We start from the raw sequence: 15,590 nt of genomic DNA, 5'->3' as shown, positions 1-15,590 counted from the left end.
CCGGCCGGATCAGGTCATCACCGAGCCCAGGACGTCTGGGTTCTGCGTGACGGGATGAAGGGTGGAAGCCTGCGACAGGGCGTCGTGGGAGGCCTGCATGTCATGGCCGTGCGGGTCGTGGTCGACGAAGGCGACGACCTCGGGCGCGAGCGCGTCGAAGGCGTGCGACGTCACCGTCGCGTCGGACGAGATGATGTTCGTCTGGATCAGCGTCGAGGCCTCGTAGATCTGGCCCCCGGCGTACTGGACGTCGGTCAGCGCGCCGACATTGATGATGGCGGCCGCGTTGGAGGCGGCATTGCCGCCGGTGTGGATGACCTGCTTGGCGCCCCCGTCCTCGGCGGCGGCGGCGAGCGAGGCCACCGTGTCCGCGTCGCCGATCACGTTGGTCTGGGAGACGATGCGGATGTCGTAGTAGTTGCCGGTGACCACGAGGATGTCGAGGCTCTGGTCGCTCGGCGCCGCGAAGCCCGCCATCTTGGTGGCGTCGGCCGTGTCGAGCCCCGACGTGGCCGCCTCGGCGAAGGCCCGGGCCTGCGGGGTCATTCCCTGGAAGCCGCCGCTGCCGATGTCGCGGATCCAGGCCTCGTTGGTGAGGACGTTCCCCCCGGTGTCCATGTGCCACGTGCCGGTTGAACCATCGGGGCGCGACAGGGTCACCCAGTCGTCGTCGAGCACGACGTTGTGCTGGTAGATCGCGTTGGTGGAGTAGAGGTTCTTGCCCACCACGATCATGTCGTAGTGCATGCCGTTGACGATGAAGCCGGCATTGTTCACGCCGGTGTTCTCGCCCATGACGAGGTTGAACGCCGTGCTGCTCTCCTGGCGTACGACCAGGTCGTTGTCGACGATCCAGTTGCGCTGGATGAGCGCCTGCACCGAATAGAAGTCGCCATCGACGATGGTGGTCGTCCAGTGCCCCGAGAACCCGGTCGCGCCACCCAGCGACTTGTAGACGCCGACGTCGTCGAAATGGGCGATGTTGGTCGCCAGGTTGTGTCCCGTCTCGATCTGGGGCTCGGACGCGCCGTTCAGGGTCACCGTGTCCTGGTCGTGCAGGACGTTCACCTGGACGATGCTGTTGGTCCGGTAGACGTCGCCGACGACGATCATCGACAGCGCCTGGCCCGTGCCGTCGACCAGCACGGCGACGTTGGCGGCCGTGTTGGCGCCGGTCGTCACGGTCTGCTGGTCCTCGGGGAGCGGCTCGGCCACCGGGCGCTGGTCGATCCCGGCCCATCCCTCGAAGGGATTGACGAACACCGGATCGATCGGGTGCGACATCGGCGGATCGGCGGACACCAGCACGCCGTCGATGCTGGTGCCCTGCGGCATGGTCACCATGGACGGCGACTCGGGCGCCATCGACTGCATCTGCTTGACGATGGCGTCGATCATCGACTGCTGCGGCAGCTCGAGGACGGCCGACCCGTCCGGCCCGGCCACGACGGAGGCCTTCACGAGGTCCCACAGGAGGGCGGGATCCACGGCGATCTCCAGCCCCGGGATGACGGGGGCGAAGATGTCGTTGTCGACGAGGAAGTTCGACTGGCTGACGTGGACGTGGGACTGCGTGACCTCCAGGTCGCCGCCGTCGATGTGCACCCAGGCGCTGGAGCCGCCGCCGCTGGGGCTCGCCAGGTTCACCGGGTCGCGGATCGGGCCCGGCGCGAGCGGGGCCGGCGCGGTAGGCGTGCGAGCGGCGAGGAGGCCCGGGGCGAGTTTCAGGTGGAAGCCGGCGGGGTCCGACAGGGGCCCGTCGAGACGCAGGGCGCGCAGGCTGTCGGGGATCTCGACGTCGCCGTGCGGGAGCGGCTGGTCGACGAGGGGGCGCAGGGCATCCGGCGACGTGGGCCGCGACGCGGCGCCGTCGAGGATCACGTCCACGCGCTCGTTCTCGAGGGCAATCCTCAAGTCTCCCACGAAGTGAGAGATGATCTCGGTGACGCCCCCAACTTGCATGGGACCTGCCTGTCATTCGCGAAGGGAGGGAGCGGTCGCCGGAGCCGGGGCGAGGACGACCGCTGCCGAAAAGCTGAAAAGGGGGCCCGGTGGCGGGCCCCCTTCCCTGTCGTCAGTGACCGCCGAAGCTGTCGCCGTGGGTGATCTCGTCACCGCCGACCACAGACTGGGTGGCGCTGTTGTACTGGACGTTCGCACCCATGGTGATCGTCTGGTTGAAGGCCGAGAAGTCGACCGACGCATTCGCCGACGCCGCCACGTCCGTGGTGGCATGGGCGATGTTGCCGGCATCGTGGATGCCGTCACCCACCGACACGTCACCGGCGGTGATGCAGCCGGCGCCCATGAACGTCTCGCTGCCCATGGCCGAGACCGACACGTTGGCGGCGGCGTCCATGTCGAGGAGGGCGTTCGACTGCTCGAGCGAGAACACCGACTGGGTGCCGACGCCGTTCCCGAAGTTGAACACGTCGCCGTTGTAGATCGCAGCCGTCGAGCCGTTGTTGGCGAGCGCGATGTCGCCGCAACCCGGATCGGGGATGTAGATCGAGTCGGAGATGGTCGTGTTGAACGAGTTGGTGATGTCCGGCGGGCTCAGATCGACGGTCCCGCTCAGGTCGATGCCGACCGACACGTCGGTCGTCGTCGTGGTCGTCGACGTGTTCGTGTTGGTGTTGTGGTTGTCGTTGACGTCGAAGTTCAGGTTGGCATTGCCGTTGAGGTTGCCGTTCCCGTTGAGGTTGCCGTTACCGTTGGCATTGCCGTTACCGTTGCCATTGCCATTGAGGTTTTCGTTCTCGTTGGCATTGAGGCCGATCGCGGCCGCGAGGGCCCCGGATCCGGCAAGAGCGCCGGCTCCGGCGAGGGCACCGGCTCCGGCAAGGGCACCGGCACCGGCGAGCGACAGGCTGTTGTTGGGGTTAGGCATGGAAATCTCCAGAACGTCCCGACCAGGTCATCGGCCCCAGCGTGCGTGGGCGACCCGAATGAAAACCCGGTCCTGATTGCGAGATGCAGCGCCCGTGGGCGCCGCGACGGATCATTCAGTGGTGTCCGTCGGACGCCAGGTCGCCGTAGCCGATCTGGTCTCCACCAATGACCGTCTGCGTCGCCGAGTTGTACTGAACGTTCGCGCCCATCACGATGTTCTGGTTGAACGCGCTGACCGTGGCCGCCGCGTCCGCCGTGGCGGAAACGCTGGTGGTGGCATGGAGCACGTCATCGGCGTGACCGATGCCGTCGCCGGCCTCGACCGGGCCGCCGCCGCCGACGCCGTCGATGAAGCTGACGAAGGCGCTGTCGGAGGACGACACCGAGGCGCCGCACAGCGCGTCCATGTCGGCCAGCGTGTTGGCCTGGGTCAGGTCGAAGACGGTCTGCGTGCCGGCCGCGTCGCCGAAGTTGAAGACGTCGCCGTTGTAGATGGCGGCGGTCGAGCCGTTGTTCGCCAGCGCGATGTCACCGGTGCCGGGATCGGGGATGAAGATCGAGTCCTGGATGGTGAGATTGTTGCTGCCGGAGATGTTCGGCGGGCAGATATCGAGTTCGCCCGTGATGCCGAGATCCACCGTCACGTCCGTGGTCACGGTCGTGGTCGAGGTGTTGGTGTTGGAATTGGTGTTCTCGTTGAGATCGGCATTGATGTTGCCGTTGGCATTGATGTCGGCGTTGATATTGCCGTTGCCGTTCAGGTTGCCGTTGCCGTTGCCATTGCCGTTCCCATTGCCATTGAAGTTCTCATTGGCATTGAGGCCGACCGAAGCGGCGAGCGCACCGGCGCCGGACAGGGCGCCTGCGCCTGCCAGGCCGAGGGCTCCGGCACCGGCCCCAGCGCCGGCGAGCGAGAATGCGGGATTAGACATCGTGATACTCCATCTCGATCGATTTCGAGCATAGGATCCCGTTCCGCCAATCTTCTGCGTCGGCGGCGCCTAGGAACTTTTTGCTCGTGTTGGTTGAGTTGATTAACTTGATGAATGCACTCATATCGAGCGCAGGATTTGTTTCTCTCCCACCGTCTCCTTCTTGTCGCGCGACAACAGGCCACCGTCCTTCCGGAAGTCTCCGGAAAGGTCTTCAGTGTATGCATGTCACTCGTTGGTCTCGCCAATACGCGGCGTGAAGAAACCCGTTCGTCGCGATTTCAACACGGCGCGGCATTGCTCCGCGCCGGCCGAGACTACGCTTCGCTCCATCGCTTTCGAAGGGATGGATTAACGAAGCATGTACGATGATCAACTAATTGTTTGCGCGGTCAAGGTCACTTCACGGACCTCATCCCATGGGATTAATGGTTCAATTCGTCACTTTGCGGACCACTGAACATACTCAATCTGCTGCATCGCAGGCGCGGCCTCGCCGGACACGGTCAGCCGGTTCGCTTGGGCACCGAGTGAAGGCGCGACCAGAACAGCTCCCGTTCGCCCGTCAGCGCCTCGGTGAGCCTGTCCAGCGCCGCGATGGCGGCCTGGATCGCCTGCGCCCCCTCCGACCCGATCGGTGCCGTGGCCATGGCGCGGGTCGCCGCGAGGCGGCAGACGCGAATCGCCTCCAGCAGATCGGCTGCGGACTGTGGATCGAGATGGCGGTTGCGGCGTCCCATCGACGAGAACAAACACGGAACGTTTGGGCCGGTCAACCGTCTCGTGCCGGGGGCGTCCGGCGCACCGGATCGATCCGGTTTGATCGATTGTCTTGCCCTTGCCGAAACCTGTGGCGTGGCAGGATGCACGAGGCGGCCTTCGGCCGATCGGGAGTTCCACAGCATGTCGATCTCGTCCGTCGGTCTCGTCCAGACCCTTGAGCCGGCCCGGCCGGTCAATCGGCCGCAGCCCGTCTCCATGCCGCCCGACGACCGCGACGTCGCGGCCCAGCGCAACAAGGCGGAAGACGAGGCGCGCGAGGCGAGCAAGCCCCCGCCAGAACCCGGCAAGGGCACGGTCGTCGACCGGTCGGCTTGATCCGGAGCGTCGCGGGTCTCGTAGACGGACCATGAAGTCCGGCACCGCCGGGCAACACCGGTTCGCGTGCGCATGTCTTCTCCCGTCCTGCTGTGGTTCCGCGACGATCTGAGATTGGCGGACAACCCGGCGCTCGAGGCCGCTCTCGCCAGCGGCCAACCCGTCGTCGGCCTCTACATCCTGGACGAGGAGAGCCCCGACCTCCGCCCGCTCGGCGGAGCCGCGCGGTGGTGGCTGCACCACGCGCTGGCCGACCTCGCCGCCGCGCTCGAGCGGCGCGGGACGCGTCTCCTGCTGCGGCGTGGCGCCGCGACCGAGGTGGTCGGCAGCCTCCTGGGGGAGATGTCCTTCTCCGCCGTGCTGTGGAACCGGCGCTACGAGGCGGCCGCGATCACGGTGGACACGGCCGTGAAGACGATGGTGCGGGCCGCCGGGCTGCGCGCCGACAGCTTCAATGCCAGCCTGCTCTACGAGCCGTGGGCCGTGCGGAGCAAGGCGGGCGACCCGATGAAGGTGTTCTCGCCCTTCTGGCGGGCCGCGCTGGCCAGCGGAGAGCCCCCCTCCCCGGTCGCGTCCGCCGCGTCGCGCGCGCCTCTTGCACCCGCCGGCCACTTCGACGCCCTCGCCTCGCTCCCGTTGGTTGCGCTCGGCCTGCTGCCGGCCACGCCCGACTGGGCGGGTGGGCTGCGGGAAACATGGCGGCCGGGCGAGGACGGCGCGCAGGAGCGGCTCGCCGCCTTCCTGGACGACGAGCTGAAGGGCTATGCGGACGGCCGCGACCGGCCCGACATGCCTTCGACGTCGCGCCTCTCCCCGTGGCTTCGCTTCGGCAACATCGGCCCGCGCCAGATCTGGCACGCGGCCGCCTCGGCCGTGGAGCAGGGCGCGGCCTCGCACAGGGATCTGGCCAAGTTTCACGCCGAGCTCGGGTGGCGGGAATTCTCCTACCACCTGCTGCATGCCTTCCCCGACCTCGCGCGGTCCAACTTCCAGGCGAAGTTCGACGCCTTCCCCTGGCGCGACGACCCACCGGCCCTGGCGGCCTGGCAGCGCGGCCGGACGGGCTATCCGCTGGTCGACGCCGGGCTGCGGCAGCTCTGGCACACGGGCTGGATGCACAACCGCGTGCGCATGGTCGTCGCGTCGTTCCTCATCAAGCACCTCCTCCTCGACTGGCGGTCGGGAGAGGAGTGGTTCTGGGACACGCTGGTCGACGCGGACCCGGCCAGCAACGCGGCCAGCTGGCAATGGGTCGCGGGGTCGGGCGCGGATGCTGCGCCCTATTACCGCATCTTCAACCCGATCCTTCAGGGCGAGAAGTTCGACCCGCAGGGCGACTACGTGCGTCGCTGGGTGCCCGAACTCGCCGGAATGCCCGCGGACGTCATCCATCAGCCCTGGTCGGCGAGCCCGGCGAGGCTTTCCGCGGCCGGCGTCCGGCTCGGCGAAACCTACCCGCGTCCGATCGTCGATCACGACGCCGCAAGAAACCGTGCACTGGCAGCACTGGAGCTCACGAAACCAAGCGCAAGCTAGGCTCGTATAGTCCATAGTCGGGCGCGCACCGAGCGTGACCGAAGCAGCCTCAGGGGATCCATGCGTATCGCCATCGTTGGAACCGGCATCGCCGGAAATGCCGCCGCCTATGCCCTGGCGACGAGCACCACGCACGACATCACGGTCTACGAGCAGGCGACCCGTCCCGGTGGCCATTCGGCCACGGTCGACGTGAACTACGACGGCAAGCACCTGGCGGTGGACACCGGGTTCATCGTCTACAACGAGATGAACTACCCCCATCTCACGGCCCTGTTCGAGCATCTGGGCGTGCGCACGCAGGCCTCCGACATGAGCTTCGCCGTCTCGGCGCGCGGCGGGCGCTTCGAGTGGTGCGGGCGGACCTACCGGGTGGTCGACGGCCTGTTCGCGCAGCGCAGCAACCTGCTGTCGCCCGGCTATCTCTCGATGCTGCTGGAGATCCTCCGGTTCAACCGGATGGCGGTCGAGGATCGCCAGAAGGGGGCGCTGGCGGGCTTCTCGCTGGGCGACTACCTCGCACACCGCAAGTTCTCGCGCCGCTTCCGGGACGACTACCTGATCCCCATGGGGGCCGCGATCTGGTCGATGTCGGCGTCCTCCATGCTGGCCTTCCCGGCCGAGAGCTTCGTGGCCTTCTTCCAGAACCACCACCTCCTGCAGTGGAACCGCCCGGTGTGGCGGACCGTGGAGGGCGGCAGCCGGACCTATGTGAAGGCGCTGACCGCGCCGTTCGCGGACAAGATCCGCTTCGACACGCCGGTCGTGGGCGTGCGGCGCGATGGCGGCTCGGTCGAGGTGCGCGATGCGCGCGGCGGCTGCGAGCGCTTCGACCACGTGATCCTCGCCAGCCACTCGGACCAGAGCCTGGCGGCGCTGGACGATGCGTCGCCGGCGGAGCGCGCCGTGCTCGGCGCGGTCGGGTACCGCCCCAACGCCGTCTACCTGCACCGTGACACGCGGCTGATGCCGCGGCGCAAGCGCGCCTGGGCCGCCTGGAACGTCATCCAGGAGGAAGACGCGGGCGCGCCGCTGTGCGTCACCTACTGGATGAACGTCCTGCAGAACCTGGACAGCGCCTGCCCGCTCTTCGTGACGCTGAACCCGCCCGAGCCGCCGGCGCCGGAACTGACGTTCGGCGTCTTCGAATACGACCATCCGCAGTACGACGCGGCGGCGATCGCGGCCCAGGCCGCGCTGCCCTCCATCCAGGGGCGTGCCGGAACCTGGTTCTGCGGCGCCTGGACGGGCTTCGGTTTCCACGAGGACGGACTGGAATCCGGCCTGCGGGTGGCCGAGGCCCTGGGTGCGCGCGCGCCCTGGCGGCTGGACGAGCCGCAGCTCGCGGAAGCGGCGGAATGAGTTCCGCATCCGCCGGCCACCTGTTTCCGCCTCCCGATGTCGCTGCGGCGCTGGTGCGCGGAACGGTGATGCACGCGCGGCTGAAGCCGGTGGGGCACCGCTTCAGCTACGAGGTCTTCTCGCTGCTGATCGATCTCGGCCGGCTGAAGGAAGCCGACCGGATATCGCCGCTGTTCGGGGTCAACCGAGCCGCGCCGGTCAGCTTCCGGGAAAGCGACCACGGCCCGCGCGACGGATCGTCCCTGTTCGACCACGTCGCCGGGGTGCTGGCGCCGGCCGGCATCGACCTGCGCGGCGGACGGGTGCTGCTGCAGTGCTACCCGCGCATCCTGGGGACGGTGTTCAACCCGCTCTCGGTTTACTTCGCCTACGGCGCGGACGGAGCCCTGAAGGCCTGCGTCTACGAGGTGCGCAACACCTTCGGGCAGAACCACACCTATGTGGCGCCGGTGCAGGAGGGCGAGCTGACCGAGGCGGGGCTGCGCCAGGAGCGGGGCAAGCTCTTCTACGTCTCGCCCTTCAACGGCATGGAGATGCGCTACCGGTTCCGGGTCCGGCCGCCCACGCGGACGCTCGCCATCCGCATCCTCGAGACCGATCCCGAAGGGCCCCTGCTCGCGGCGAGTTTTATCGGTTCCGTCAACGGCTTGACGACCACGTCGCTTCTGGCAGCATTGGGGGCCGTTCCGCTGCTCACGGCCAAGGTGGTCGGCGGGATCCATTGGGAAGCGCTGAAGTTGTGGTTGAAAGGCCTGCGCCCGACGCCGCGACCGGAGGCGCCACCGGCCCTCAGCTACGGCGAACCGGGGCTGCAGGCGCCGCGCAGGTCATGACGGGCCGCCTCGCCCGTCTTGCCACCACCCTTGGAGGCCTTTTGCACAGAATGACGTGGGAGTCGCGTGAACATGGCTGACGGAGCCCCCCCTCTTCTCGTCACCAGGGACAACATCGAATCGTGCGTGAAGGGGCTGCCGTTCGCAGCCCGCCAGGCCTTCGCCTTCGCCACCCGTATCCGGGCCGGAAGCCTGACGGCGCACCTTCCCGACGGGCGCAGCTTCCTGTTCCAGGGCACCGAACCGGGTCCGGCGGCCGAGATGATCGTGCGCGACCTCGCCTTCGCGCGGCGCCTCGTGGAGGGCGGCGACCTGGGGATCGGCGAGGCCTACCTGCGCGGCGAGTGGGAAACCCCGGACCTGACGCGGTTTCTCGGCCTGTTCTGCGCCAACCACGAGTTGATCGCCAGGATGCTCGAGGGGCGGCCGCTGGTTCGCCTGTGGCAGCGCTTCCGCTTCTGGCTGCACCGGAACACGAAGTCGGGGTCGCGGCGCAACATCCACGCCCATTACGACCTCGGAAACCGCTTCTACTCGGCCTGGCTCGACGGGACGATGACCTACTCGGCCGCGCTGTTCGCGGAGGGGGACAACGACCTCTCCAGCGCCCAGCAGCGCAAGTACCGGGCGCTCGCCGAGGCCGCGCAGATCGGGCCCCAGCACCACGTGCTCGAGATCGGCTGCGGCTGGGGCGGCTTCGCCGAATATGCCGCCAAGGAGATCGGTTGCCGCGTCACCGGGCTCACCATCTCCCAGGAGCAGTTCGACTACGCGACCCGTCGCATGCAGGAGAAGGGCCTTTCGGACCGCGTCACCATCAAGTTCCAGGACTACCGGGACGAGAAGGGCGTCTACGACCGCATCGCCTCGATCGAGATGTTCGAGGCCGTCGGCGAGCAGTACTGGCCGGTCTATTTCGACCAGCTGTCGGAGCGGCTCACCGACGATGGCATCGCGGCCCTGCAGGTCATCACCATCCAGGACCGGCTCTTCGACACCTACCGCGCCGAGGTCGACTTCATCCGCCACTACGTGTTTCCGGGAGGCATGCTGCCCTCGCCCGGCATCATGAAGTCGCTGGGTGAGAAGGTGGGCCTGGCCCTGCGGGACGAGCGCATCTTCGGCCACGACTACGCGGTGACGCTCGACATGTGGCGCCAGCGCTTCCGGGAGGCATGGCCGCAGCTCACGACCATCGGTTTCGACGAGCGCTTCCGGCGCCTGTGGGAGTATTACCTCGCCTACTGCGAGGCCGGGTTCCGGTCGGGCAACATCGACGTGCGCCAGATGGTGTACGCGAAGTCCACGTGAGGGGGGACGACCGCCCCTCCGGGGCGCCGGCCGGCGAGCCCGGCGCGGCGAGGCTCATGGCCTACGCGGCCCCTGCCCTGCCGCTCGCCATCCTCACCCTGCCGTTCTACGTGCTGGTGCCGGCGTTCTACACGCAGTCGCTGGCGCTGCCGATCGCGGCCGTGGGGCAGGTGCTGCTCGCCGTCCGCCTCATCGACGCGTTCGCGGACCCCATCGTCGGCGTGCTGGCTGACCGCTGGCGGCCGTCCGCCGGCCGGAGGCGGCTCTGGGTCGCCGCGGCCACCCCCTTCGTCGTGGTCGCGGCCTGGCAGGTGTTCAGGCCGGGCGAGGGTGCGGGCCTGACGCACCTCGCCGTGTGGGCGAGCCTGCTTTCGATCGCCTGGACCTGCTCCCAGATCCCCTATGCCGCCTGGGGGGCCGAACTCTCGTCCTCCTATGCGGGGCGCAGCCGCGTGTCCGCCTTCCGGGAGGGCCTGACCGTCGTGGGCACGCTGCTGGCGCTGGCGGCACCGGCCATCCTGCCGGCCCTGGGCTGGCCCGGCGAGCGTGCCGCGCTCTCGGCCTTCGCCTTCGCGGTTGCGCTGCTGCTGCCGCTGGCGGTGGCCACCGCCGTCGCGGTGGTGCCCGAGCCGCCCGACCTGTCGACCCGGCAGACGGGCTGGCGGGAGGGCCTCGGCCACCTGCGGGCCAACCGGCCCTTCGTCAGGCTCATCGTGGCCTTCCTCGTGAACGGGCTCGCCAACGGGTTGCCGGCGACGCTGTTCCTGTTCTTCGTGCAGCGCAAGCTCCAGTCGCCCGACTCGGCCGGCCCGCTCCTCGTGCTGTATTTCGTCTGCGGCATCCTCGGCGTGCCGTTCTGGCTGATGCTGGCGCGCAGGACGTCCAAGCACAGGGCCTGGTGCCTGGGCATGCTGCTCTCGTGCATGGCCTTCCTCGCCGCGCCACTTCTCGGGCCGGGGGACGTGCTCGTCTTCGCCGCGGTGGTGGTGGTGACGGGGCTCGCCCTGGGGGCCGACGTCATCCTGCCGGCGTCGATCCAGGCGGACGTCATCGACGTCGACACGGCGGCGTCGGGGCAGCAGCGGGCCGGCCTCTACATGGCGCTGTGGGCGCTGGCGACGAAGCTGGCCCTGGCGGCGGCCGTGGGCATCGCGTTCCCGCTCCTGGGGGCCGCCGGCTTCGATCCCGCGGCCGGCATCGAGACGCCGCGCGGTCTCCTGGTGCTCGGGCTGCTCTATGCGGCCTTGCCCGTGGTGTTGAAGCTCGGCTCCGTCGCGCTCGTCTGGCGCTTTCCGCTCGACGAAAGCAGCCACGCCGCCCTTCGCGCCGCGATCGAGGCGCGGCGGCGGGACTGACCGGCCTTACTTGCGAAAGCCGGTGAAGCGCGCGACCAGCGCGAAATACAGCGGGTACGGCAGATGGTTCAGGGCCTTGAGCAGCCACGCCATCCGCCGCGGGAAGGCGATCTCGAAGCCACCGGTCTCGAAGCCGTCGCAGATGCGCCGGGCGGCGTCCTCGGCGGGGATGATGAACGGCATCGGGAATTCGTTGCGGTCCGTCAGGGGCGTGCCGACGAAGCCGGGGCAGACCAGCTGCATCGCCACGCCCTTCAGGTCCATGGCGAACTTGAGGCTCTCGGTCATGGCGATGAGGGCCGCCTTGGTCGCGCCATAGGCCGACGAGGTCGGCAGGCCGCCATAGCCCGCCACCGAGGCATTGACCGCGACCTGCCCGCGGCCACGCTCGGCCATGCGGGTGAGGAGCGGCTGCAGGCCGTTGGCCACGCCGCCGACATTGATGGCGAAGGTCTTCTCGACCATGGCCGCGTCGAAGACGGCGACCTCGTCGCGAAAGAACGTGCCGGCATTCAGGAAGGCCAGGACCACGGGGCCGTGCTCGGCCTCGATGGCCGCCACGACGCCCTCCATCTGGGCGAGATCCGTCACGTCGCCGGGGCACACCACGATCCTGCCGGGTCCGGAGCCCTCGGCGGCCACGGCCTCCAGTTCAGGGCGCCGGCGGGCCGTGATGGCGACGGTCCAGCCACGCCGGCACAGTTCCAGCGCCGTGGCGCGCCCGATGCCGGAGCTCGCGCCGGTCACCCAGGCAACGCCATGGGCAGGGCGCGCGCGATAGACAAGCGCCATGTACGCTCCCGATTGTCAGTCGATGGGTGACCGGGCCAGCGCCCGGTGAGGCTCAGTGACCGAAGATGCGCTGGACGAGCCGTCCGACCGTCCCGGTCAGGCGCAGGGGTGCGTCCGTCACCGCGAAGCACACGCAGTCCTCGCCCTCGTCGGCGCGCGGACGATGGTCGATCTCCGAGTCGGCGATCGCGATGTCGCCCCGGGTGTAGTGCCCCGTCGCATCGGTGAAGCCACCCTTCAGGACGAGCGTGATCTCGGAGCCGTCATGGGTGTGCGACGGCATCGTCCGGCCGGGCCGGATCCACAGGAGCGAGGCCTCGCCGTCCACCTCTTCCTTCAGCCGGAATTCCTTGATGCCGGGCAGGACGGTGCGCCACGGCACGGCGTTGAACTCACGTCCGATCACGCGAGCCAGGGGCCCGGGCACCACGTCGCAACCCAGAGCGGGGCGCGGCGCGGGGGGATCGATGGCGTCGAAGATCGCGGCCAGGCGGGCCTCGCGATTGGTGATCGGGGCCGGCGCCATGGCTTCGAGTTCGTCACCCTTGAGGGTTTCGAGCGCGGCGACGAAGGCGCGGTTGTCCGGCTTGATGGACAGGTGCGACGCCACCAGCGCGTGCAGCGGCCCGGACAGATGCCCTGCCGCGTAGGCTGCGAGCAGTTCGTCCAAGGGGCGGCCGGAAGGGGAAGCGAAATGGTGCAGGCTCAATGTCGTTCATCCACTGGGCTGGCGAGCCCGTTCGATTTGTAACGCGTGTCAACATCCTCGACAAACACTACGTGCGGCGTCGGGTCGCGGATCACACTTGCGACACGGAATCTGCAGCAAGTCGACAGGAGAGAGTGTAAGGCGGCAGCGACGCCGCTGGAATGCGAGAAATGGCCGCACGAGCTTGGTCGTGACCGTGGCCGAGGGCCCCTGCAGACGTCCTTGGACACGTGCAAAGCGCAGGCGATCCGGGCTAAGAAGACGGGCCCCTGCCACCGGACAACGCCATGGCCACCGAGCTTCTTTTCCGCGCCGATGCCTACCAGAACAGCTGCACCGCCACCGTCCTCGCCGTCAACGAGCGCGGCGGCATCGTCCTGGACCGCACCGTGTTCTACGCGACCGGCGGCGGCCAGCCGGGAGACGTCGGGCGGCTCGTGAAGGCGGACGGCGGCAGCATCGCCGTGGCCACGACCGTCTACGACGCGGACGACAAGTCCACGGTCGTCCACGTCGCCGCCCCTGGCTCCGAGCTGCCGGCCGTGGGCGAGACCGTGACCGCCGAGATCGACTGGCCGGTGCGGATGAAGCGGATGCGGATCCACACCGCCCTGCATCTCCTGACCACGGTCCTGCCCTACCCCGTCACGGGCGGCGCGATCGGCGACGGCGAGGGGCGGCTCGACTTCGACATTCCCGACGCCGGGCTCGACAAGGATGCCCTGACCGCGCAGCTGATGGCCGCGGTCCGCAAGGACGCCGACGTCTCGCAGCGCTGGATCACGGACGACGAGCTCCTGGCCAATCCGGGCCTGGTCAAGACCATGTCGGTCAAGCCGCCGATGGGCACCGGACGGGTCCGACTGGTCGAGATCGCCGGGCTCGACCTGCAGCCCTGCGGCGGCACTCACGTCCTCAACACCAGCGAGATCGGCGACGTGTCGGTGACGGCCATCGAGAAAAAGGGCAAGATCAATCGCCGCGTCCGCATCGCGCTGCTGGCCTGACGCCGGCGCCACCATCCCTCAGGAAACGCTCGGGACCCCCGCTCATGTCTCTTCAGTTCGTGTCGACCGCCCGTCTCGCGGAACAGCTGTCCGCGCCGGACCTCGTCGTGGTCGACGCCTCCTGGTACCTGCCGACGCAGAACCGCGACGCTAAGGCTGAATACGCCGCCGGACACATTCCCGGCGCGGTGCATTTCGACATCGACGCGATCTCGGACCGCTCCTCGTCCCTGCCGCACATGCTGCCCTCGCCCGAGGAGTTCGCCCGGCACATGAGCCGGCTCGGCATCGGCGACGGCATGCGGATCGTCGTCTATGACGGGGCCGGCCTGTTCTCCGCGCCGCGCGTGGCCTGGACGCTGCAGGTCTTCGGGGCGCGCGACGTCGCGATCCTCGCGGGCGGCGCGCCGCAGTGGCGGTCGGAGGGCCGCCCCTGGACCGACGACCCGGTGCAGCGGCGCCCCGCCACCTTCACGGCCCGCCTCGACCACAGCGCCGTCGCGACGCTCGACGACGTGGCCAAGGCGATCGAGCGCGGCACCGCCCAGGTGGTCGACGCCCGCCCTGCGGACCGCTTCCGCGGCGAAGCGCCGGAGCCCCGGCCGGGGGTGCGCGCGGGACACATTCCGGGCAGCGCCAACGTGCCCTTCACGCGCTTGCTCGTCGACGGAAAGCTGCGTCCGCCGGCCGACATCGAGGCGGCGTTCCAGGAAGCCGGCGTCGACCTGAGCAAGCCGGTGATCACGAGCTGCGGCTCGGGCGTGTCGGCGGCCATCCTGGCGGCGGCACTCGACAGCGTCGGCCGTCCGGCGAAGGCGATCTACGACGGCTCGTGGGCCGAGTGGGGCTCGAGCGACAAGCCCGTGGCGACCGGAGACTGACGCGCCACAGCCGGTCCGCGCGAGCGCAGGTCGGCGCGATGGGCTGGACCATCCTCGAGCGGTCTTGCCCTCGGCCGCATCCGCGCAGCAGGAGGCCGGCGGCGGGCGTCAGGCCACGGGGTGCCGGCGGGCCGCCTTGAGGGCGAGCGCCGCCGTCACGGCGGCGCACAGGACGAGGGCGGGGCCAACCCAGCGGTCGATGCCGACCGCGCGCAGCGCGACGGCGCCCGGGGGCTCACCGAACAGGGCTTCGCTGCATGGGCACGCCCCGCCGAAGGTGGCCGTCACGGTGATCAGGCTGGCCCAGGCCGCCTGGAAGCCGCACAGGACGAGGATGGCGCGGCCGGTCCAGGCCGACACGCCGGCTGAGTCCACCAGCAGCACCAGCCAGGCGACCACGAAGAACGGGAGCGACACGAGCGTGCCGACATAGAGCGCGCCCGAGTGGCATTGCCGACAATCGACGGACATGAACGCCGCGAAGGCGACCCCGACCGCCGCCAAAACCGGGCCAAGCGCGGCCCGGCCATTGCGATGGCCGGCCGCCGCGAGAACGAGGGCGAGGGTGAGGAGGCCCGCCCCCGCGAGGAGAATGGCGGCGCGCACCGGCGCCCCGCCGCCTCAGTGCAGGATCTGGCTGAGGAAGAGCTTGGTGCGTTCGTGCTGCGGGTTCTTGAAGAACTCGTCGGGGGTGTTCACCTCGACGATCTGGCCCGCATCCATGAAGATCACGCGGTTGGCGACCTGGCGCGCGAAGCCCATTTCGTGCGTCACGCAGATCATGGTCATGCCTTCCTCGGCCAGCGACACCATGGTGTCGAGCACCTCCTTGACCATTTCCGGGTCGAGCGCCGAGGTCGGCTCGTCGAACAGCATGATCTT

General features: G+C 69.0%; 15 protein-coding genes and 1 pseudogene. 8 read left to right on the top strand and 8 right to left on the bottom strand.

Annotated features, from left to right (window positions below):
* Positions 1–9 precede the first annotated feature (9 nt).
* From Q0Q47_RS28345 to Q0Q47_RS28330, 4 genes are all read right to left on the bottom strand, one after another.
* Positions 10–1,962, bottom strand: coding sequence for a hypothetical protein (locus Q0Q47_RS28345; protein ID WP_293868070.1), 1,953 nt, complete (start codon positions 1,960–1,962; stop codon positions 10–12).
* Between the two features lie 112 nt (positions 1,963–2,074).
* Entirely contained in the window at positions 2,075–2,890 is an 816-nt protein-coding gene (locus Q0Q47_RS28340; protein WP_293868068.1) for a hypothetical protein, read from the bottom strand.
* Positions 2,891–3,005: 115 nt separating this feature from the next.
* Complete coding sequence (locus Q0Q47_RS28335; RefSeq protein ID WP_293868066.1) at positions 3,006–3,824, bottom strand: hypothetical protein; 819 nt, start codon at positions 3,822–3,824, stop codon at positions 3,006–3,008.
* Between the two features lie 506 nt (positions 3,825–4,330).
* A complete protein-coding gene (locus Q0Q47_RS28330) occupies positions 4,331–4,729 on the bottom strand; it encodes a hypothetical protein (protein ID WP_293868065.1) in 399 nt (132 codons plus the stop codon).
* On the opposite strand from Q0Q47_RS28330, the gene Q0Q47_RS28325 reads away from it, so the two are divergent.
* From Q0Q47_RS28325 to Q0Q47_RS28300, 6 genes are all read left to right on the top strand, one after another.
* Positions 4,728–4,922 (top strand): hypothetical protein, encoded by a 195-nt coding sequence (locus tag Q0Q47_RS28325; RefSeq protein WP_293868064.1) that lies wholly within the window; start codon positions 4,728–4,730, stop codon positions 4,920–4,922. The genes Q0Q47_RS28330 and Q0Q47_RS28325 overlap by 2 nt on opposite strands.
* Before the next feature lie 72 nt (positions 4,923–4,994).
* The gene (locus Q0Q47_RS28320) at positions 4,995–6,458 is read left to right on the top strand and encodes a deoxyribodipyrimidine photo-lyase (protein ID WP_293868062.1); all 1,464 of its coding nucleotides are present in this window, start codon (positions 4,995–4,997) and stop codon (positions 6,456–6,458) included.
* Between the two features lie 60 nt (positions 6,459–6,518).
* Complete coding sequence (locus Q0Q47_RS28315) at positions 6,519–7,820, top strand: FAD-dependent oxidoreductase (RefSeq protein ID WP_293868060.1); 1,302 nt, start codon at positions 6,519–6,521, stop codon at positions 7,818–7,820.
* Entirely contained in the window at positions 7,817–8,653 is an 837-nt protein-coding gene (locus Q0Q47_RS28310) for a DUF1365 domain-containing protein (protein ID WP_293868058.1), read from the top strand. The genes Q0Q47_RS28315 and Q0Q47_RS28310 overlap by 4 nt, the downstream gene beginning before the upstream one ends.
* A 72-nt stretch (positions 8,654–8,725) precedes the next feature.
* Positions 8,726–9,964 carry a cyclopropane-fatty-acyl-phospholipid synthase family protein gene (locus Q0Q47_RS28305; protein ID WP_293868056.1) on the top strand — a complete coding sequence of 413 codons (1,239 nt, stop codon included), beginning with the start codon at positions 8,726–8,728 and terminating at the stop codon, positions 9,962–9,964.
* Positions 9,961–11,319: an MFS transporter gene (locus tag Q0Q47_RS28300; RefSeq protein WP_293868054.1), complete on the top strand. Its 1,359-nt coding sequence runs from the start codon at positions 9,961–9,963 to the stop codon at positions 11,317–11,319. Before Q0Q47_RS28305 ends, Q0Q47_RS28300 begins: the two co-directional genes overlap by 4 nt.
* 6 nt (positions 11,320–11,325) lie before the next feature.
* On the opposite strand, the gene Q0Q47_RS28295 is transcribed toward Q0Q47_RS28300, so the two are convergent.
* Entirely contained in the window at positions 11,326–12,111 is a 786-nt protein-coding gene (locus tag Q0Q47_RS28295) for an SDR family oxidoreductase (protein ID WP_293868052.1), read from the bottom strand.
* 52 nt (positions 12,112–12,163) lie between these two features.
* A complete protein-coding gene (locus Q0Q47_RS28290) occupies positions 12,164–12,781 on the bottom strand; it encodes a ChrR family anti-sigma-E factor (protein WP_293868050.1) in 618 nt (205 codons plus the stop codon).
* 326 nt (positions 12,782–13,107) lie between these two features.
* Here Q0Q47_RS28290 and Q0Q47_RS28285 point away from each other — a divergent pair, with 326 nt between their 5' ends.
* Complete coding sequence (locus Q0Q47_RS28285; protein ID WP_293868048.1) at positions 13,108–13,827, top strand: alanyl-tRNA editing protein; 720 nt, start codon at positions 13,108–13,110, stop codon at positions 13,825–13,827.
* 44 nt (positions 13,828–13,871) lie between these two features.
* Positions 13,872–14,708, top strand: a complete 837-nt coding sequence (sseA, locus tag Q0Q47_RS28280) for a 3-mercaptopyruvate sulfurtransferase (RefSeq protein ID WP_293868046.1) — start codon at positions 13,872–13,874, stop codon at positions 14,706–14,708.
* Between the two features lie 108 nt (positions 14,709–14,816).
* Here sseA and Q0Q47_RS28275 read toward each other — a convergent pair whose 3' ends face one another.
* The gene (locus Q0Q47_RS28275) at positions 14,817–15,314 is read right to left on the bottom strand and encodes a hypothetical protein (protein ID WP_293868044.1); all 498 of its coding nucleotides are present in this window, start codon (positions 15,312–15,314) and stop codon (positions 14,817–14,819) included.
* Between the two features lie 15 nt (positions 15,315–15,329).
* Positions 15,330–15,590 (bottom strand): annotated as a pseudogene (locus tag Q0Q47_RS28270) (amino acid ABC transporter ATP-binding protein); the annotation flags it as partial.

Source organism: uncultured Alsobacter sp. (genome assembly GCF_945952055.1).
Classification (GTDB): Bacteria; Pseudomonadota; Alphaproteobacteria; order Rhizobiales; family Beijerinckiaceae; genus Alsobacter.
Note: the sequence above shows the minus strand (reverse complement) of the source record. Positions and strands in the feature narration are given on the sequence as shown.